The organism is Marinomonas sp. AWM4_232 (assembly GCF_056158325.1).
In genome coordinates this window covers 3,405,711-3,425,253 of record NZ_JBSWTA010000001.1, presented here as the reverse complement: position 1 = coordinate 3,425,253, position 19,543 = coordinate 3,405,711, and the positions used below count along the sequence as shown (strand labels likewise).

At 44.4% G+C, this 19,543-nt stretch carries 19 protein-coding genes; 4 read left to right on the top strand and 15 right to left on the bottom strand.

All coding sequences use genetic code 11. From position 1 onward, the window contains the following. Positions 1 to 2: 2 nt before the first annotated feature. The 5 genes from trpB to ACXAC1_RS16285 all read right to left on the bottom strand — a co-directional run bounded on the left by trpB (position 3) and on the right by ACXAC1_RS16285 (position 5,809). Positions 3 to 1,214, bottom strand: coding sequence for a tryptophan synthase subunit beta (gene trpB, locus ACXAC1_RS16305; RefSeq protein WP_475062811.1), 1,212 nt, complete (start codon positions 1,212 to 1,214; stop codon positions 3 to 5). Continuing rightward, positions 1,207 to 1,824, bottom strand: coding sequence for a phosphoribosylanthranilate isomerase (locus ACXAC1_RS16300; protein ID WP_475062810.1), 618 nt, complete (start codon positions 1,822 to 1,824; stop codon positions 1,207 to 1,209). The genes trpB and ACXAC1_RS16300 overlap by 8 nt, the downstream gene beginning before the upstream one ends. Beyond that, positions 1,808 to 2,635, bottom strand: coding sequence for a tRNA pseudouridine(38-40) synthase TruA (gene truA / locus ACXAC1_RS16295; RefSeq protein ID WP_475062808.1), 828 nt, complete (start codon positions 2,633 to 2,635; stop codon positions 1,808 to 1,810). The genes ACXAC1_RS16300 and truA overlap by 17 nt, the downstream gene beginning before the upstream one ends. Beyond that, positions 2,628 to 4,964 (bottom strand): motility hub landmark protein FimV, encoded by a 2,337-nt coding sequence (locus tag ACXAC1_RS16290; protein WP_475062806.1) that lies wholly within the window; start codon positions 4,962 to 4,964, stop codon positions 2,628 to 2,630. The genes truA and ACXAC1_RS16290 overlap by 8 nt, the downstream gene beginning before the upstream one ends. 116 nt (positions 4,965 to 5,080) lie before the next feature. Continuing rightward, positions 5,081 to 5,809 (bottom strand): EAL domain-containing protein, encoded by a 729-nt coding sequence (locus ACXAC1_RS16285; RefSeq protein WP_475062805.1) that lies wholly within the window; start codon positions 5,807 to 5,809, stop codon positions 5,081 to 5,083. Between the two features lie 169 nt (positions 5,810 to 5,978). Here ACXAC1_RS16285 and ACXAC1_RS16280 point away from each other — a divergent pair, with 169 nt between their 5' ends. Beyond that, positions 5,979 to 7,310: an IS4 family transposase gene (locus tag ACXAC1_RS16280; RefSeq protein WP_475057654.1), complete on the top strand. Its 1,332-nt coding sequence runs from the start codon at positions 5,979 to 5,981 to the stop codon at positions 7,308 to 7,310. Positions 7,311 to 7,496: 186 nt separating this feature from the next. Here the strand turns inward: ACXAC1_RS16280 and ACXAC1_RS16275 are convergent, their stop codons facing one another. The 5 genes from ACXAC1_RS16275 to ACXAC1_RS16255 form a co-directional block, all read right to left on the bottom strand. After that, positions 7,497 to 7,910 (bottom strand): hypothetical protein, encoded by a 414-nt coding sequence (locus ACXAC1_RS16275; protein ID WP_475062803.1) that lies wholly within the window; start codon positions 7,908 to 7,910, stop codon positions 7,497 to 7,499. A 199-nt stretch (positions 7,911 to 8,109) separates the two neighbouring features. Next, positions 8,110 to 9,765: a group II intron reverse transcriptase/maturase gene (ltrA, locus tag ACXAC1_RS16270; protein ID WP_475062802.1), complete on the bottom strand. Its 1,656-nt coding sequence runs from the start codon at positions 9,763 to 9,765 to the stop codon at positions 8,110 to 8,112. 1,065 nt (positions 9,766 to 10,830) lie between these two features. Beyond that, positions 10,831 to 12,468 carry a chaperonin GroEL gene (gene groL / locus ACXAC1_RS16265; RefSeq protein WP_475062800.1) on the bottom strand — a complete coding sequence of 546 codons (1,638 nt, stop codon included), beginning with the start codon at positions 12,466 to 12,468 and terminating at the stop codon, positions 10,831 to 10,833. A 56-nt stretch (positions 12,469 to 12,524) separates the two neighbouring features. Then, positions 12,525 to 12,815 (bottom strand): co-chaperone GroES, encoded by a 291-nt coding sequence (locus tag ACXAC1_RS16260; protein WP_133559806.1) that lies wholly within the window; start codon positions 12,813 to 12,815, stop codon positions 12,525 to 12,527. Between the two features lie 128 nt (positions 12,816 to 12,943). After that, complete coding sequence (locus ACXAC1_RS16255) at positions 12,944 to 13,420, bottom strand: FxsA family protein (RefSeq protein WP_475062798.1); 477 nt, start codon at positions 13,418 to 13,420, stop codon at positions 12,944 to 12,946. 50 nt (positions 13,421 to 13,470) lie between these two features. On the opposite strand from ACXAC1_RS16255, the gene ACXAC1_RS16250 reads away from it, so the two are divergent. Beyond that, positions 13,471 to 13,782, top strand: coding sequence for an MGMT family protein (locus tag ACXAC1_RS16250; RefSeq protein ID WP_133559808.1), 312 nt, complete (start codon positions 13,471 to 13,473; stop codon positions 13,780 to 13,782). Between the two features lie 44 nt (positions 13,783 to 13,826). Here the strand turns inward: ACXAC1_RS16250 and ACXAC1_RS16245 are convergent, their stop codons facing one another. Next, positions 13,827 to 14,312 carry a YajQ family cyclic di-GMP-binding protein gene (locus ACXAC1_RS16245; RefSeq protein ID WP_475062796.1) on the bottom strand — a complete coding sequence of 162 codons (486 nt, stop codon included), beginning with the start codon at positions 14,310 to 14,312 and terminating at the stop codon, positions 13,827 to 13,829. 84 nt (positions 14,313 to 14,396) lie between these two features. Between ACXAC1_RS16245 and ACXAC1_RS16240 the strand changes: the two genes are divergently transcribed. Beyond that, on the top strand, positions 14,397 to 15,347 hold the full coding sequence (locus ACXAC1_RS16240; RefSeq protein WP_475062794.1) for a ketopantoate reductase family protein: 951 nt from the start codon (positions 14,397 to 14,399) through the stop codon (positions 15,345 to 15,347). A gap of 41 nt (positions 15,348 to 15,388) precedes the next feature. Here the strand turns inward: ACXAC1_RS16240 and ACXAC1_RS16235 are convergent, their stop codons facing one another. Together ACXAC1_RS16235 and ACXAC1_RS16230 are read right to left on the bottom strand one after the other, a co-directional pair. After that, positions 15,389 to 16,225 (bottom strand): CvfB family protein, encoded by an 837-nt coding sequence (locus tag ACXAC1_RS16235; RefSeq protein ID WP_228190984.1) that lies wholly within the window; start codon positions 16,223 to 16,225, stop codon positions 15,389 to 15,391. A 65-nt stretch (positions 16,226 to 16,290) separates the two neighbouring features. After that, positions 16,291 to 16,845: a DUF1415 domain-containing protein gene (locus tag ACXAC1_RS16230; protein WP_475063850.1), complete on the bottom strand. Its 555-nt coding sequence runs from the start codon at positions 16,843 to 16,845 to the stop codon at positions 16,291 to 16,293. Positions 16,846 to 17,000: 155 nt separating this feature from the next. Here ACXAC1_RS16230 and ACXAC1_RS16225 point away from each other — a divergent pair, with 155 nt between their 5' ends. After that, positions 17,001 to 18,233, top strand: coding sequence for a DEAD/DEAH box helicase (locus ACXAC1_RS16225; protein ID WP_475062792.1), 1,233 nt, complete (start codon positions 17,001 to 17,003; stop codon positions 18,231 to 18,233). Positions 18,234 to 18,318: 85 nt separating this feature from the next. On the opposite strand, the gene ribA is transcribed toward ACXAC1_RS16225, so the two are convergent. After that, entirely contained in the window at positions 18,319 to 18,924 is a 606-nt protein-coding gene (ribA, locus tag ACXAC1_RS16220) for a GTP cyclohydrolase II (protein ID WP_475062791.1), read from the bottom strand. Between the two features lie 77 nt (positions 18,925 to 19,001). After that, positions 19,002 to 19,478, bottom strand: a complete 477-nt coding sequence (locus ACXAC1_RS16215; RefSeq protein ID WP_133559814.1) for an Lrp/AsnC family transcriptional regulator — start codon at positions 19,476 to 19,478, stop codon at positions 19,002 to 19,004. Positions 19,479 to 19,543 lie beyond the last annotated feature (65 nt).

Genomic DNA, 19,543 nt, shown 5'->3' with positions numbered 1-19,543 from the left:
GATTACATCTCCAAACCATCGATTTCGGCAACAGTGTGGATGTCTTTATCACCACGCCCAGATACATTAATTACAACGATTTTATCTTTATCCATCGTTGCTGCGAGCTTCATGCCGTAAGCTATTGCATGACTGGATTCCAAAGCAGGCATAATACCCTCTAAGCGCGTCAGTTCACGAAAGCCATGCATCGCTTCATCATCATTAATTGCCACATAGTTAGCGCGCCCAACATCTTTCAGCCAAGAGTGTTCAGGTCCAACACCTGGGTAGTCAAGACCCGCTGAAATTGAATGGGTGCCAAGAATCTGACCATCATCATCCGCCATAACATAAGTACGATTTCCGTGTAAAACACCTGGTCGCCCAGCACTTAATGGTGCTGCGTGACGCCCAGTTTCAACGCCATCACCACCTGCCTCAACGCCGTACATTGCGACATTTTCATCTTCGATAAACGGATAGAACATACCGATCGCATTAGAGCCACCACCAACACAGGCGACAACAGCATCAGGCAAACGCCCTTCTTGCTCTACACATTGAGCTTTGGTTTCTCGACCAATAACCGCTTGGAAGTCACGCACTAATTTCGGGTATGGGTGCGGGCCTGCTGCTGTACCAATGATATAGAACGTATCATCAACATTACTGACCCAGTAACGCATGGCTTCATTCAATGCATCTTTCAGAGTTTTCGTACCTGACTCAACAGGAATAACCTCAGCACCTAAAAGCTTCATGCGATAAACATTAAGTGCTTGGCGACGAATATCTTCAGAGCCCATGAACACTTTACACTTCAATCCTAAGCGAGCCGCAACGGTCGCCGATGCAACGCCGTGCTGGCCAGCGCCTGTTTCGGCAATAATGTTCGGCTTGCCCATATGCTTGGCAAGTAAAGCCTGACCTATGGTGTTGTTGATCTTGTGCGCACCCGTATGATTTAGGTCTTCTCGCTTCAAGTAGATCTTAGCGCCACCCACTTTTTCTGTTAGGCGTTCTGCAAAATACAACGGTGATGGACGACCAACATAATGAGCTAGGTCTTTGTCAAAGGCAGCCTGAAACTCAGGGTCTTTTGACAGAGTTTCATAAACTTCTGCTAGATCCTCTAACGCCGACATTAGGGTTTCAGAGACAAACACACCACCAAATTGACCAAAACGACCATGTTCATCTGGCAAATTTAAGGAAACTTTTGATTTATCCACGCTTAGCTCCAGTAATAAATTGCATCACTTTTAAAGGGTCTTTAATACCCTTTTGCTGTTCTACACCGCCACTAACATCCACTGCATAAGGTGTCACTACATCCACTGCTTGTTCAACATTTGCAGCGGTTAAACCACCGGCCAAAATTAAGGGCTTTGGCAACTCGTCAGGGATCAAATGCCAATCAAATGTTTCTCCCGTACCACCAGGAACACCAGCCTTGTAGGCATCCAACAACACCGCACTGGCATCAGTATAACGAGAAGCCTCTTCAAGTATATCTAACCCAGGCTTCATACAAATCGCTTTGAAATACGGGCGTAGCCAACGCTGGCATTGTTCAGGTGATTCATTACCATGAAATTGCAGTGTCCAACGAGCACTGCCAGCTAAAACTGACTCAACCAAAACCTCATCAGCGTCAACAAACAGCGCAACCGGTGTGATAAAAGGCGGTAACTTGGTGACAATTTTGTTCGCGTCTTCTGGGGAAATATAACGAGGGCTCTTTTGATAAAAAACAAAACCTAAGGCATCCGCACCACACTCCGATGCATGCAAAGCGTCTGACAAATTTGTAATCCCACAAATCTTAACGCGGCAAGACATAGGGTGGCTCCTCTTTAAATGGTAAAAAGTGAGGGCCTAATGCAGGCTTTGGCACACCAAAATGCTCAGGAAACTCTGCATCAACAAAATACAAGCCATAAGGGGGTGCCGTAACACCTCCTTGAGCACGGTCTTTTGCCTCAAGCACTTGCTTCGCCCATTCGACTGGCTGCTCCCCAGCACCGATTGTCATCAGAACCCCAGCAAAATTACGGATCATATGATGCAAAAAAGCATTCGCGCGAACATCTAGAACAATGTACTGTCCGAATCGATCAACCGAAAAATTCAAAATAGTTCGAACTGGGCTATGCGCCTGACACCCTACGGCACGAAACGAAGTAAAATCATGAGTACCAATAAAATACTCACAAGCAGCCTTCATTGCCGTGGCATTTAACTCTTTATAAGTCCAAGTAACACCCTTGCCCATAACTGCTGGTCGAAATTCAGACTGATATATCACATAGCGATAGCGGCGACTGACCGCACTAAATCTAGCATGGAAATCCTCGGCAACATTCGCAGCCGCTTTGACTGAAATATCAGGAGGTAAATGGGTGTTTACACCGAGTGTCCAAGCTCTTAATGGCCGCTGGACGTGCGTTTCAAAGTGAACAACTTGTGCACTTGCATGTACACCCGCATCTGTGCGTCCAGCGCAAATCACATTGACAGGATGATTAGCAATTTTTGAAAGGGCGTTTTCTAAACATTCTTGAACGGTGGCAACATCAAACTTTTGAGCTTGCCACCCTTTGTAGGCTGCCCCGTCGTATTCCACGACTAGGGCCACTTTTTGATTACTCACTTGGGAACATGCGCTCCATCATACTACTTGCTTCAGCTACCTGGCTTTCATTGCCAGCATTAATAACATCTTCAAGTATAACACGAGCGCCCTCTTCATCACCCATATCCATGTAGGCGCGGGCCAAATCTAATTTCGTTGCCACCTCATCGCCACTGGCATCAAAGAAATCAATTGGCTCTTCGTCATCGTCGTCATCAGAACTGTTTTCCATATCAGCAGCGGCTTCATCAGCACCAAATTCAGGAACTTCAAGACCACCAAATTCATCTTCTTCCTGAGCCTCGGCAAGCACTTCTTCTATGCTATCTGCCAGTGCCGAATCAGGCTCCGCATCAAACACAGATGACTCATCCACATCTTCCTGCTCATCCTCAGTGAGAAGATTGTTTACGAAGTTTTCCTCCTCAGAGAAATCTTCAGGCTCCTCTTGAACCTCAAAGTCATTACTAGCCGGCGCCTCTTCTGAATCCAACCCAGACAAGGTATCTTCTAAATCAAAGCCTTCTTCTGTGTTAAAGATATCATCTTCTGCCAAGCTTGCAGGATCTTGCTCAGCCACCTGTTCTTCAACTGCCGCATCAAAATCTTCAAGATTCGTCTCTTCTACTTCGAATTCAGAGAATGGATAATCACTGGAATCCTCATCAGCCAATTCGTCCATTTCTGCGCCAAGTGCATCATCAAAAGCTGAATCAGTCGCCACGTCGTCCAACTCAGGCACTTCAAACTCATCAAAGGCATCTTCTTCAGGCAAAGACGGTTCTAAATCTGCTGATGCGACATTTTCATCAAACCCTTCAAAGCTTTCTTCTTCTGGAGCGTCTACTTCAAAATCAAAAGCAAATGGATCCTCTTCTTCTATCTGCTCTTCAGTCTCTGCAAACGGATCATTTTCAGGCTCTGGTTCAGCCATCACTTCAGCTGCGGCAACAGCAGCCACAGGTGCAGCAGCGGCTGCAGGAGAAAGATCAAACTCACTAGCCTCTTTGGAAGAGTCTTCTTTATCGGCCTTATTTCTGCCTGAACGCTTGATAAGCATACCAATCAGCAAACCGAGTAGCAGCAAAACCACCCCGGTAATAGATAAAATAATTGGGTTACCAAAAATCTTATTGGACCAAGAAGCCTCTTCAATTGCTTCTTGTTCACGGCGTAGCTGATCAGCCTCCAGCAATTGATCTACCGTATTTTTCTGTTCCTGCATTGCCTGCTGCGCACTTGTAAATTGGCGCTGAAGCTCGGCCATCTGCTGATCTTTAAGGGTAATGAGGCGCTCAAGTGTTTCCAGCTGTTCATTTAACTCGCTTAACTTATCATTAAGCTCTGCTTTTTCACGAACTTCTTTATCTAATAGTTCATTGGTAGCAGAAAGCTCAGTCTCTAATTCACTGATACGCTTAGCATCAGCTTCATTCGAGCTAGCGTTATTTTCAGGTAATACATTTTGACCAGAAGCTAATCTTAACTTGTCACCATCAGAGCCACTTGGAGCCGATGCCTGATTACTTTTTGCTTGGGTATTGAGCTGCTCATTTTTGATCACACTATCGAGCTGACCTACTTGCTTAAGAGCCATCCAAGCGGCATGTTGCCGTTCAAACTCTTGCGCCGAAGTCGTTTTATTAAATAGCTCTATTTGCTCTTTAGTCGGCAGCCTAAGTACAGCCCCCTCACGCAGTAAGTTGATATTATTTGCATAAAAAGCATCTTCATTTAGAGCCTGAATGGCCATCATCGTTTGATAAATGGTCAATTGATTGGTCGGGCGATTGGCTCCAGCGATGGACCAAAGGGTATTACCTTTTTGAACGTCAAGCTTACCTTTATCGTTCATTGAATTAGCTTGCTGCGTTTCGTTGCGGAATACTTGATTAGTGGTTACAGGCTGAGATGGGGTAACAGATTGGACAACTTCAGGCTGTGCTTTTTCAACCAATGAAGAACGATTTAAAGGGACGCTATACTCTCTTACAACTTGACCATTCGACCACCCCGCAGCTAACACAAAGTTTAACTGATCGATTTCAAGCGGTTCATTGGATTTAACCGAGACCAAAAGCTGGCCATTTTCAGAGAGCACTTCAAAATTCAGCTGAGATAATGCCCTAACAAGGGGTACACCAGCTTGGCGAAATTCACTTTCACTACCCAAACGAATAGAAATATCATTTGGCGCTAAACCATCAACATCCTGTAGTTGAATACTTCCAACGAATGGTTCGTCAGCGTTAGATTGGGAAGTAAGTTCACCTAACTCCAAGGCAAAGCCACTGGAGGTATAAAGTGCGCTGGAAATAGCCAAACTAATCAGCGTTTTTTTGAGCATAAGCTTCCCTTTCTTGTTAAGAACTGACGACAAGTTTAGTTCAAGTATCTTATACAGGTCGCTATTTATCAATAGCTTTAGAATCAATGGTTTGGCGAATATCAGAGTTTAGGGCATTAAGGCATCTTATTAATAAATTGTGTGCGGTACAAATAGCCTTGTACGTAGTCCACTTCCAGCATCTTAGCAACTTGAAGGTCTGCTTCCGTCTCAACCCCTTCCAAAATAATCTTTTTATCCGTCATCTTAGCAAACTGAATCATTTGCAGTACAAATTTCATAAAAACATCATTATGCTGCATTCTCAAAACACATCGATCCAACTTTACCAACTGCAACACTGAAACAGAAATCATTGAATGCGGATGACAAAGATCGTCCAAAGCGGTGTCGATACCCAACGCATCAAATGCTTCAATCATAGACAAGCTCATAATTGCATCGTTTATCTCAGAGTTCTCAATAAGCTCCACAACAATTTCTGATTCTTTTTGCTTACGAATTAGCTGAATAAATGGGTTGTTATGAGCCTCCACATCCGTTGCAAAAAATGCATCTTGGTCAAGATTTACAAATAGGCGTGTTTCAGGGGACTCCGCAAGCTGAAGCTTCTTTTGTAGATATTCCACCTGAAACAGTGTGATGGGATTTTCATGCAATGATGCATATATTAAATCTGGCCTTACCGACTCACCACCATAATTATAGAATCTCGACAGGGCCTCATATGCCACCACTTCACCAGTACTGAGCTCAATGATTGGCTGATATTCCACACCAAATCGCTCAGACTGAATAATCTCAAGTAAAACTGATTTACTTAGTGCCCCATGAGAAGTCGTCATATTCCAATAATATCCATCTTTAAAAATCACTCACATGATAATAAATATCATTTGCTTTAACAATTTAAAGAACATAAAAAACCCTGCCAGAAGCACAATGCTGTTCACTTAAGAAAAAAACAGCATAATTAGTTAAAATCCAGTAACCATCAGGCTACTGGATTTTTTTATGCCTCTTCACCAAACCTTGCTTGAAATCGACGAACTACACCAATTCTCAGACCAAAGTACTTTTACTCAAAACATCCCTGTTGAATGGGTCGAATCCGCCCTTACGCTCACTCAGAGTGCAACCATTCGTAGGCGGCGATTACCATCAGATCAGGTGCTTTGGTTAGTGTTAGGCATGTCGCTCTTCAGAGATGAACCTATTGCTGATGTGGCACGACGTTTAAACATCTGCTCCCAAGGCTTGGCTAATGACTGTTTACTAGCAAAAAGTGGCATTTCTTCCGCTCGCCAGCGGTTAGGTCCCCAGCCTCTTGAGTGGTTATTTCGCAAAACAGGTTATCACTGGGGAAGTGAGCGTTACCCAGCAGATGACTGGAATGGATTGCAAGTTTTCGCTGTTGATGGTGCGTTGTTCCGAACGCCTGACACGCCCGAGTTACGAGAGCACTTTGGGTCTGGTAACACCTCGACTAACCGTCAAACACCTTATCCTATGCTAAGGCTAGTCAGTCTTATGAATACAAGGTCTCACATCATGCTTGATGCCCAAATCAGTCCCTATCGCAAAGGTGAAATTCGAATGGCTGAGAACTTTGTATCTCGTATCCCTGACCACTCTGTAACACTGCTAGATAAAGGTTTTTGGGGAGCCGACCTTTTGCTCAGCATCAATCGTGACAATGACAATCGCCATTGGTTAATCCCTGCTCGTAAGGGATTGGTTTATGAGGAGGTTGAGCAGTACAACTCACGGGATAGATTACTGCGCATGAAGGTCTCAGATCAGGCTAGAAAACGCAATTCAAGCCTACCTGAATACTGGGATGTCCGCGCGGTGACTTATGAAATCAATAAGGTTGAGAAGACGGTTTATACTTCCTTGCCCTATGCGAAATTCAATACAGAAATGGTGAGCAAGTTATACCATGAGCGCTGGGAAATCGAACTAGGCTTTAGAGATATCAAAAGCTCAATGAACAATAATGCTCTCACTCTTAGAAGCAAGAAGGTGGAACTGATTTATCAGGAGGTTTGGAGTTTATTACTAGCCTACAATGTTGTAAGGCGTGAAGCAGGGCAAGTAGCCATTGCTTATCAGAAATCCCCAAGTGAAATAAGCTTTAAGGCGGCATACTGCTATATTGCGAGTCAGCTCATTGTGATGGCACAAGCACAACCAGTATCAAAGACAGGAACTCGCTTAGCTCACCTAAGATCAGGTATTGGAGAGTTGTGTATAAACTACCGTTCTAGGCCTTCTAGACCTAGGACGGTAAAGATAAACAAGACCCGTTATCCGGTGAATCGCAATGCTGCTCCCCTTAAGTGAACAGCATTGCTGCCAGAAGCAGGGTTTTTCGTAGATTTATAGCTAAAAATAAGAAGCTAATGTAATCCCTAGGGCGTCGGGTAAGGAGCAGTCATTACTGACCGCCCCTCCCCTAAGAACCGTGCGTGCGATTTTCACCGCATACGGCTCAAGCCTTTAGAAGGCTAGCGAACTAGACCGGCAGCATCATTGCAATGCAAGAAAGGATTCTCCTGATGAAGACACACTAAGACAAATACTTACATTGCCTCCTATTACAGAGGCATCAATATTGTCAACAAGCTCCAAAAGAGTTAGATAATCAATAACTTTTTTATCTATCTCCTCAATCCTTCTTGACTTTATTTTAGTAAGAAAGTGTTTGATCTCATCCTTTGAAAGAAAGACATATTTTTGCTCAACGAACAATTCAATCATTCCCTTCTCAGTTAGCCTTGCTTCAACTATATCCGGCATCGCTGCCCTATCAGGATTGTCTAGCCGAGATTCTTTACATGAAATCATTCCTTGATCTCTTAGAACTTTGCAGGCAGCAAGTTCTATTAAAGAAAAACCACTAGCTTTACCCTCATAAATTTTTGCTAATAATTCATTGCTCATAAAATCACCTTATTAAAGAGTAGCCCCAAAATAAATTTTGAAGATGGTCTGACTTCTGTGAGTGGCTAATCTCACTTCGATCATCGCCCTCCTCATACGGCGATCTTCGGCAGGCGCAGCCCGTATTGCACAAACACCTGAACATAAAAACATACATATGGTCACCAGTTTAAATTTCAACCATTCGATTAAAATAAATTCAACCATTATGTATTTGCCTATGACAATTAGGATGCAACAACTGCAAGTTATCCAGATTGTCGCTTCCGCCCCGATGACGCTCGACCACATGGTGAATGTTCCACCCTGTTTCCGGCGTTATAAGTTGGTTGCAACACGGACAACGTCGTTGCTGTCGTTTCCACAACGTAAAGGCTTTGCGCATTCCCATCTCTGAATTTCTGAGGACATATTCCAAGCGTTGCTCGAAATACAGCTCATAGTTCGGGTCATAAGGATTTGCTTCTCCTTTAATTTTCGTATGGCGTTTAATGGCCGTATCGGAGGTATAAACAAGGTTTACTACCCCCTTATCAGGAGAGTTGCCAAAAAATACCCATTTCCGTTTTCCAACAGTCATAAAGTATTTTTTCACTACCCATCGCTTTTGGCGATTAGAGTGACGGCGTTTGCACCATTGCCACAGCATTTTCCAAATACGGTAATCGAGATATTTGAATGTTTCCTTCGACGCCCCACCTTTATGGTAGTTAGCCCAACCACGAACGATTGGATTCAGCTTAGTGATTAATAACCAAGCAGGCACCGTTTTGTAACGCACGAAAACATCCTTTATCTTAGCCAGCACATTCTTCAGGTTTTTAGCCGACGGTTTGTTCAAGAACTTGCCGTTGTATTTCCTGAGGTTCTGACCAAGAAAATCAAATCCACGCTCTATGTGCGTGACCAAGGTTTTCTCTTTAGAAAGCGTTAGCCCGCGTTCCGCCATAAAGGCTTCAACCACTGGTTTCACTCTTTCTTCCAATAACTCCTTGGAGATACCCGTGATAACAAAGTCATCCGCATATCGCACATAGTTCACCTTCGTTTTATAGGCCGCTTTAGTGTCCTTCTTCCCAAAATGAGATTGCAAAACACTTTCCAACCCATCGAGTGCCCAATTAGCCAGTAACGGAGAAATGATTCCGCCCTGTGGAGTACCCGCGTCGGTGTCATGAATTCGTCCCGATTCCATGTAACCCGCCTTTAGCCATTTCTTGACGATCTTCCTGTCCAAAGGAACATTCTGTATCAACCAATCGTGACTAATGTTGTCGAAACAACCTTTTATATCCCCTTCCAGCACCCACTGCGCAGATGACTTCCGACTTAAGTTCACGAACAGTTGTTCGATCGCATCCGCCGCAGAGCGCAATGGACGAAACCCATACGAGTTTCGATCCGCCCACGTTTCACTAACAGGTTCCAGCGCCAACAGGTATAAAGCCTGCATAGCCCGATCCAACATAGTCGGTATCCCTAACGGACGACGACCGCCGTTCGCTTTGGGAATATAAACCCGACGCAGTGGTTTCGGTTTGTAACCTTTTGGGGTTAGCCGAAACATTGCAGACCATTTGCTTTTGGGAGAATCCCAAGTCTCACCATCGATCCCCGCTGTCTTACGACCGCGGTTCTCAGTGACACGCTTAATGGCAATCGCTTTAGCAGAATATGAGCGCACCAACATACGTTGGAGTTGCTTTACTTTCCGCCATTGCTTTTCTTTCGCTGCCTTCGCGATCCTAATCTGTAGCCCTTTCACAGTGACCGTCACTGTTTCCCAATTAATGGAATGCCAGTTTTGATCCTTGTTGAAGGATGCAGAATTAGTCGCCTTAACTTCTAATCTCATCTTGCCCTCCTTCTACACCCCGTAATAGAAGGAAGCCCCAATGGGAGGCTTCGCCCATTAGGGGGAGTAAAGGCTTTACTTACCTTCACACGATTAAAGACCAGTCAGAAGTCTGCACTGTTTCCAGTTGGGGCAAATTTTGAACCCCTATCCAAACCATTACAGTTTGACCTTCGCTTTTTCCAACCTCCTCTACCCACTTACTCAACAGTTGGCCTCACGACCTCCCTGCCTAATCAAAGGCGAATAATTGGGCTTACCGAGTTCCGTTTTAGTTACACGAACAACTTAGGTTCTGCCTGTCCACCGGTGGTTCATTGGCAACGTGTCCTCAGATGTAAAAAGGACAGCCAACCACGTACCTTTTGGTCAGAGCGTAACAGCAATATTTCGCTCATTGCGGCTGACGGTGTTTATCAGCAGTTCACTTTCGTTAACCCTATTGTCCAGCCTAGCCCTCAACCAAACCATTGCTGTTTGATTATGTGACATCTCACGATGGTCACACCGCGCAAGCGCGGAGGTACATTGTCAGGAAGCTTCACACCGAACCGTTACCAGTTCCGCATTATCCCTAGGCTACTGTTAGTTGCATAACAGGTCTCCTGCCACTTTCGTGGTGAGACAATAACCAAAACAGCTTGCGCCCGAAGTCGCATAGCCATCTTCAAACCCAGATCGTGCCTCTCGGCAAGTAAATTCCAGAACTCCACACCTCTTTTTGTGGGCTATAGATATAACCAGCCCGTTGTAGATGTTGCTTAAGCACAATCGACAACTTGTATTACATTTGCAAAGGGGTGTGTAACGCACCTTTTGGCAACTTGTACCACTGTACAAATTACGGAAGGTCTCATGCAGTGGGCTAATAAGCCCGATTGGAAGGTACTGATTACACGAATGCAATCAGGCGAAAACTTCCCGAAGGAAGTTCCGCTGATCGGATTGTGCAATCCGATCAGCGGATTTTTCGACTACTATTTTAGCTGGAAGATAGTGTATACTATGTTAGTATACACTACGGACGTAGCCAGCTAGGTTAGCGACCTCACGACTCTCGTCGCACTACATCATGCCGCCCATTCCACCCATGCCGCCCATATCAGGCATAGCAGGAGCGCCACCTTCTTGTGGGATGTCGGCAATCATTGCTTCAGTTGTGATCATTAGACCAGCAACAGATGCTGCCGCTTGAAGCGCTGAACGAGTAACTTTAGCTGGATCAAGGATACCCATTTCAATCATGTCGCCGTAAACGCCCGTTGCAGCGTTGTAACCGAAGTTACCTTCGCCTTGCTTCACTTTGTCTACCACAACAGATGCTTCGTCACCCGCGTTTGATACGATCTGACGCATTGGAGATTCCATTGCACGAAGCGCTAGGGCGATACCAACGTTTTGGTCTTCGTTATCGCCTTCAAGAGCAGACAGCTTAGATAGAGCACGTACAAGTGCAACACCACCACCCGCTACAACACCTTCTTCAACCGCTGCGCGAGTTGCATGAAGCGCATCGTCTACACGAGCTTTTTTCTCTTTCATTGCCACTTCGGTCGCTGCACCAATCTTGATAACGCCAACACCACCAGCAAGTTTTGCAACACGCTCTTGTAGCTTCTCTTTGTCGTAGTCAGACGTTGAGTTAGCCATTTCTGCACGGATCTGGTCAACGCGAGCAGAGATAGAAGCATTGTCGCCTGCGCCATCAACAATCGTTGTGTTTTCTTTTGTCAATGTAACACGCTTAGCAGTACCTAGCTGATCAAGCGTTGTACCTTCTAGCGTTAGGCCAACTTCTTCAGAGATCACTGTTGCACCCGTTAGGATAGCGATATCCTGAAGCATTGCTTTACGACGGTCACCGAAACCAGGTGCTTTTGCCGCAGCAACTTTCACGATGCCACGCATAGAGTTAACAACCAATGTTGCCAACGCTTCGCCTTCAACGTCTTCTGCGATAATTAGCAAAGGACGTGACGCTTTAGCGGAAGCTTCCAAAGTAGGCAGCAAATCACGGATGTTAGAGATTTTTTTATCAACTAAAAGAATGAATGGGTTTTCAAGCTCCGCACTCATTGTTTCTTGGTTGTTGATGAAGTAAGGAGATAGATAGCCGCGGTCAAATTGCATACCTTCAACCACTGCTAATTCGTCTTCGAAGCCAGAACCTTCTTCTACAGTGATCACACCTTCTTTACCAACGCGCTCCATCGCTTCAGCAATGATCTTACCAACTGAGCTGTCAGAGTTTGCAGAAATTGTACCTACTTGCTCAATCGCACGAGTGTCAGCACATGGTGTAGAAAGGCTTGCGATCTCAGCAACAACAGCAGTGGTCGCCTTGTCGATACCGCGCTTAAGATCCATTGGGTTACGACCTGCGGCAACAGCTTTAAGACCTTCTGTAACGAACGCTTGTGCTAGAACTGTTGCAGTGGTTGTACCGTCACCTGCTACATCGTTTGCTTGTGAAGATACTTCTTTAACCATTTGAGCACCCATGTTCTCAAAACGGTCTTCAAGTTCGATCTCTTTAGCAACGGTAACACCGTCTTTAGTCACTAGTGGCGCACCGAATGATTTTTCGATAACTACGTTGCGTCCTTTTGGTCCAAGTGTAACTTTTACAGCGTCCGCTAGAACGTTAACACCTTTCAGCATTTTTTGACGTGCACTGTCTGAGAATTTTACTTCTTTAGCCATTTTCTCTAATCCTAAATTTATTAATTTACGCTAATCGTTGATTAAACAAACAAGACTTAGGCTTCGATAATGCCGTAGATTTCGTCTTCTTTCATGATAAGTAACTCTTCGCCATTTAGCTTAACTGCTTGTCCCGAGTACTGACCGAATAAAACGGTATCACCTACTTTTACTGCAAGCTCGCGTACGTCACCGTTAGACTGAATACGACCCGTGCCCACAGCCAAGACTTCACCCTGAGTTGGTTTCTCAGTGGCAGACCCTGGTAGAACGATACCAGATGCAGTAGTTGTTTCTTCTTCTTTACGGCGAACAACAACGCGATCGTGCAAAGGACGAATATTCATTGATCTATATCTCCAAAGTTAATCAATACCAGGACTCCCCTGGCCGGATTAGCCCCACTCTTCTGGTGGGATTCGTTATCGAATTGATTTATGCGGTTAGCCCATTTTTTTTCAAGGGCAAAAAACAACTATTTTTTCTCAATGTGATCATTTTTTTCCGTTTCAGAGCGGTATTCACCTTCGATCACATCCTCTCTTGTGTAATGACCCTGTGTATCGCGGGTATACCACGCTGCGCGCATATTCATGCGACTCTTTAGGAAGTCTAGAGACACCTTAGCAGCGACAGCTTTTCGTAAGGGTGAAATCAACAGCAGCGCACCGATAGCATCCGTTACAAAACCAGGAATTAACAGACAGACGCCAGCGAATGCCAACATAATACCCTCCGCCATTTCTGAGGCTGGCAGCTCACCTCGACGCATTTTCTCTTGCGCACTACGATGGGTTTCAAACCCTTGGCGACGAATTAACGTAATACCGACAATGGCGGTCAAAAACACCAGTGCAATGGTGGTCAAGCTTCCGATTTGTGAGCCGACTTTTATCAATACGGAGAGCTCAACCACAGGAATTAATATAAAAAGCAATAATGCAAAACGCATGGTAACCTTCTTTCTTTCTGATTGTATCTTTGACTATTTAGGGGTGATTCTTGGCGAATCAAGAGACAGAGGCATTTAAAACACGTGTTCTATTTGTTCTTGCACACTTAGAAGAAGGTGAAATCACGTCATACGGTGAACTTGCAAGACAAGCAGGTAATGCGCGCTATGCACGTTTAGTCGGGCAAATTTTAAAAAAATTGCCCTCGGACACTCATCTGCCCTGGTATCGAGTTGTAAATAGCCAACATAGGATTAGTTTCACGGAAGGTACGGATGCTTACGCACGACAAAAAGTGAAATTAGAACAAGAAGGCTGGATTGTGGTAGGTCAAAAGCTCATGCAAAAAGAGGCGCCTTAGGCACCTCTTAGAAAACACAATCTTGTTATGTTCATCACACAGCATTAGTCACGGAAGTTATTGAATTGCACTGGCAACTCAAGATCCGCGCCACGCAATAACTGCATCACTTGCTGCAGATCATCACGTTTCTTACCTGTCACACGCAATTGTTCCCCTTGAACTTGCGCCTGTACTTTGATCTTGCTGTCCTTGATCATTTTAACGATTTTCTTCGCTTCAGCCTGATCGATACCTTCTTTTAGCTTGATCTCTTGAGTGGCACGTAAATTACCTTCAACTATTGGACCACGATCCAATGTTTTAAGGTCGATACCGCGATTGACCAATTTCTGTCCCAAGATATCCATCATCTGACGCAATTGCATTTCTGCCTTTGCTTCTAGAACAACAGCTTGCTTATCTTTTACAGTAAAGCTCGCATCAATTCCTTTAAAGTCATAACGTGTTGAAACTTCACGGTTTGATTGGTCTACAGCGTTCGTTACTTCGTGCCAGTCCAGCTCAGAAACGATGTCAAAAGATGGCATTTTGGCCTCCTCCATTCGATATTTACTCTTAGGGGCGGCATAATAGCAGGCTTACCGTTAAAAAACTTCTAATACGAGGCTTAAATGACAAAAGATGAGTGGTTAGTAGTCGGCAATGGTGCCATCGGCTTACTGTGGGCGAGCAAGTTACGTCAGCTAGGTGAGCCTGTTACCGTTTTGTGCCGTCGCGATGTACCAAGCGGCTTACTCACTGTCGAAGACTTAGGTGAAGATGGATCTCAGCAAAGCTCAGAATATGACATTCGTTTTATTACCAAGGAACAGCTCGAAGGAAAATACACCAAGGTTCTACTTTGCACCAAAGCATTTGATCTCGTTGCTGCCTATTTAGATATTCGTAAGCACACCAAAAAACGAGGTTTAGTTGCCACCCTGTGCAATGGCTTAGGCGCGCAGCATGATTTGATTGCACATCTAAAAAAGCACCAGAACTTGTGGGCTGGTACCACTAGCGAAGGCGCCCAAAAAATCAGTGCTAGCCGCGTCAAGAAAACAGGTCTTGGAGATACTTTTTTTGGACTATTAACGGATGCGGACGAAAACTTCTTTGGTAGAGAATTTCCATATCCAGGCGTTCAGTGCGAAAACATTGAACGTAGATTGATTGAAAAGCTTGCCATCAATGCTGTGATAAACCCGCTTACGGCTATATTTTCAGTTCGAAATGGCCAAGTTCTCGAAGCACCTTTACGAGACATTTTTGACGCCGCCGTGGCTGAGCTTACGCAGATTATGCAGTCAAGTTCATTTAAATATGCAGAGTTAGTATCCGACTTATCTCAAGATCAATTACATAATCGAATTACAAACGTGGCTCGTTTAACCGCGCTAAACTGCTCTTCTATGTTCGAAGACGTGCGTAATCATCGAAAAACCGAGAACGAATACATTTCTGGTTTTTTCCATCGCCAAACCTCAAATGATCAGACGGTCATTCAAGACACCTTTTATGCGGCTTTAAACGACCAGAGCAATTTGGAAATGCATAAAAAAAAGCTTCTAGAAATGTTCTAGAAGCTTTATATGCTCACAGCCTAATAAAACTATTGAGCTGTTTATTTTTTTAGCATCGTCTTATCCTTGCTTAGGATAACTTTTTGATCTTTATACAACGCCCCAAGTGCTTTCTTAAACGTCGCTTTGCTGACTTTAAATGTTTTGAAGATGGTGTCCGGTGCACTCTTATCCGTTAGAGACATTTCACCACCGTTTTGCTCCATGTATTCGATAATCTCTTCTAACAGACCCGTTACCTTTTTATAACCTGTCTGCTGCAGACTTAAATCGATTTTACCGTCTTCACGAACACGCTTGATAAAGGCTTTTAAATGGTCACCTTTGTACACGCGCCCAACGACATCTTGAAAAAACAAAACGCCCCAATAACGGCTGTCTACAATACACTTGTAGCCAATATCAGTACGATCACCAATAATGATGTCTACTTGTTCACCAGTACGATAAGAAGGCTCGTCGCGATTCAACAAACGGTCAACCTTTGTCGTCGCAACAATGCGGTTCGTTGTTTGATCTAAGTAAACAAACAGAAGATGTGCTTGCCCTTCTTCGACACGTGTTTTTTGTTGACCAAAAGGAACCAAAAGATCTTTTGGTAACCCCCAATCGAAAAATGCTCCGACCTGGTTAACAGAAACCGCTCGCAACCCTGCAAACTCGCCCACCTGAACTTTTGGCACCAAGGTCGTGGCAATCAATTCATCCTCAGAGTCTAAGTAAACAAATACTTCCAACTCATCACCGATGCGCAGGCCGTTGGGCACATAACGTTTAGGCAATAAAATTTCACCTAGTTGGTCTGCATCGAGGTAGACGCCGAAATCTTTTTCTTTCACTACGCGTAAGCGGTTCATGCGTCCGATATTGGTTGGCATATTGACTCCAAGGAATTAAGTAAGGTCGCGCACTATACACACAACCTAGTAAAAGTAAACGGTGTTTAAGCCTGTGTCATGCATTGCTGCATAAGTTTAGCCAAGGCCTCATGGCCAGTCTCTTCCATTAATTTAATATTACGATCAGGTATGGTTGCCGTATCGCCATAGAATTCTATGGCTTTTTCCAAACTCGCTTCACGCAGTATATGCAACATAGGGTAAGGCGAACGGTTAGTGTGGTTACTGACATCATCTTGCTCTGCACCCGAAAAACAGTACTTTGGGTGAAACGTTGCTAATTGGTAAACCCCTTCACACCCCTGTTCGTACATCAACTCTTCTGAATCATCGACAAAATCCAAGTAGTTAACGAAATCCTGAAACATAGTAGGAAAAATCATTAATGTCGTTTCCACGTCAGGGTTTTGATCAAGAAAATTAATCTCCGCCATCAACTCCTCAAGTGCTATTGTCGCTTGACGAGAACGCACTACAACATACCGCACTGAGCCACGCTCCACTTCACGCTTAGCAAAGGGGCATACGTTCATAGCAACGATAAAAGAACTGACCCACTTTTGTGTTTGGGCGACCACTAACTCTTCGGTTAAGTGCATGAAATAAACCTCATAATTTTTCGTCATTTTATTTCATTCCCAATAAGCGGTCTAATGCCTAACAAGAATTAATGAAATTAAATGAAAGAAACCTACGCCTACAACAGGACAATGGTACAATCACACCACAATTTACGTTTTAATTGAGAGCATACATGTCCTTTTCCGAATTAGATCTGGATTTTACCATTACGCAAGCCATTGAAGACATGGGGCTTAGCGAACCGACACCGATCCAAGAGCAAGCAATCCCGCTTGCTATGGATGCCCAAGACATTCTTGCCTGCGCTGCAACCGGTACAGGCAAAACTCTAGCGTTTGCTGCACCTGTTGTGCAGCACATTTTAGATCGTGACGAAGAATCTAGCCTTGCGCCTAAAGCATTGGTACTGGCCCCTAGTCGTGAACTAGCACGTCAGATTTTCCAAGTATTTGAACAACTGCTCGTTCACACACGCATCAAGCTACAACTGATTGTTGGCGGCACACCTTACGGCATGCAACAACAGCAATTGAGTGAACCTTGTGACATTCTAGTAGCCACTCCGGGTCGTTTAGTCGAGCTAGATGAAAAAGGCTGGTTAGACTTCAGTGATTGCTCAATGTTTGTCATCGATGAAGCCGACCGCATGCTTGATATGGGCTTTATTGATGCCGTGAAACATCTTGCTAAACAACTACCAAAAGAACATCAAACATTGATGTTCTCGGCGACCATTGATGGCGAAAAAATGAGTCGTTTCTCTCGCTCTTTGCTAAATGAGGAAGCGGAAACCATTCAACTGACGGATTCACCGCGCACAGTCCCAAGCCAGATCAAACAGGTTGCACTGCGTGTTGACGATGACGCCCATAAAGAAGCGTTACTCAAACACCTGCTATTGCAAGAACGCGTTCAGCAGGCGGCATTATTTGTTTCTAATCGTGACCACGTGGATGTATGGGTACAACGCATCCGTAAATGGGGCCTACGATGTGACGGGCTTCACGGTGAAATGAAGCAAAGCGACCGTAACGATCACCTAAAGCAAATGAAGAAGGGACGCTTACAAGTATTAGTTGCCACAGATGTGGCTGCACGAGGCATCGACCTTCCGGAAATTAATACTGTCATCAACCTTCGCTTACCGCGCCGCGCTGACTCCTATGTCCACCGTGCTGGCCGCGCATCACGCGAGGGAAATCCTGGTGAGTGCTATTCGTTGGTTGATATGCATGATTTGCCTATGATGGAGAAAATCCAGCGATACATGCAAGCCCCTATTGCCTTTAGTAAAATAAAAGGCTTGGAGCCAAAGACTAAGATCCGCGCAGCAAGCGTCACTAAGTCGAAGAAAAAGCCAAGCAAGAAGAAAACAACGGCTAGCAAAGCTAAGAAAAAGAAATAGTTTTAACCATTTCAATATCAAAAAGGGAGCTCAGATGAGCTCCCTTTTTTTCTAAGTACTACAAAATCAATTTGAGAACGACAATTTAATCAAATTTGATAGTGTGTTGCTTATGACGTACTTTTGCTTCTAAGTAGTTGCGATTGTGCTGATTAACATGTACTTGCGTCGGCACCAGTTCTTCGACTTCAACGCCATTTTGAGTTAACTGCTCAGCCTTATCAGGGTTATTTGTTAGCAAGCGCACCTTATCAACACCTAGAGCCTTTAACATACGCGCCGCGATACCAAAGTCACGACTATCCTGAGGCAAGTGCAACATTTCGTTCGCTTCGTAAGTGTCATAGCCTTGATCCTGTAATGCATAGGCTTCAAGCTTCGCATACAGGCCAATTCCACGCCCTTCTTGACGCAAGTAAAGAATGTAACCACCCTCTTCATTAATTAGGTCAATGGCTTCATCTAACTGCTCACCACAATCACATCGCCCCGAACCAAATACATCGCCCGTTAGACACTCTGAATGAAGGCGGACTAAAGGGGTTTGATTTTTTTCTTCTGCGATACCTGCAAAAGAAATAGCGATATGCTCTTTGCCGCTCTCATCGCCGTTGAACGAAATAAACTCGGCCATGACGTCACCAGCTCGAACTGGAATCACTACTCGACGTTTAACCGTTAATTGATCCATTGATACTGCTCTCTTACAAAAAATAATGTTCTATATGTGAACATTATAAAGGTTTTCAATCCTACAACTAAGGAAAACTATAATAAGTGCCCTAGTGGTAACGAAGTATTTTCCTTAACACTACGTAATAAGAAGCTAGATTGGACGCCACTAACCCCCGGAATCCTTGTTAATTTTCCAAGTAAGAAGTCATGATACTTTTCCATATCTTCAACCACGACCTCGACCAAGTAGTCACAATTCTGCCCTGTGACAAGATTACATGCCCGCACTTCTGGGAATGAATTCACCTGTTCCTCAAATACGGTAAAACGATCAGGCGTGTGTCGATCCATGCTTATCTGAATGAAAGCCGTCAATTTTAAGCCCAACTCAGACCGCTTAAGTAACATTACTTTTCGATCTACAATGCCACTCTCTTCTAACGCTTTGACTCGCCGCAGACAGGGGGAAGGCGACAAGCCAACGCGATCAGCCAGCTCCTGATTCGTTAAGCTAGAATCTTGCTGCAATTCTTGTAGTATTCGAATATCAATTCTATCCAACTGAACCATTAAGCCACCGTTGACCTGATTTTTATAAATTTAAGCAATTTTATTCTAAGATATGGCCAAAAAAA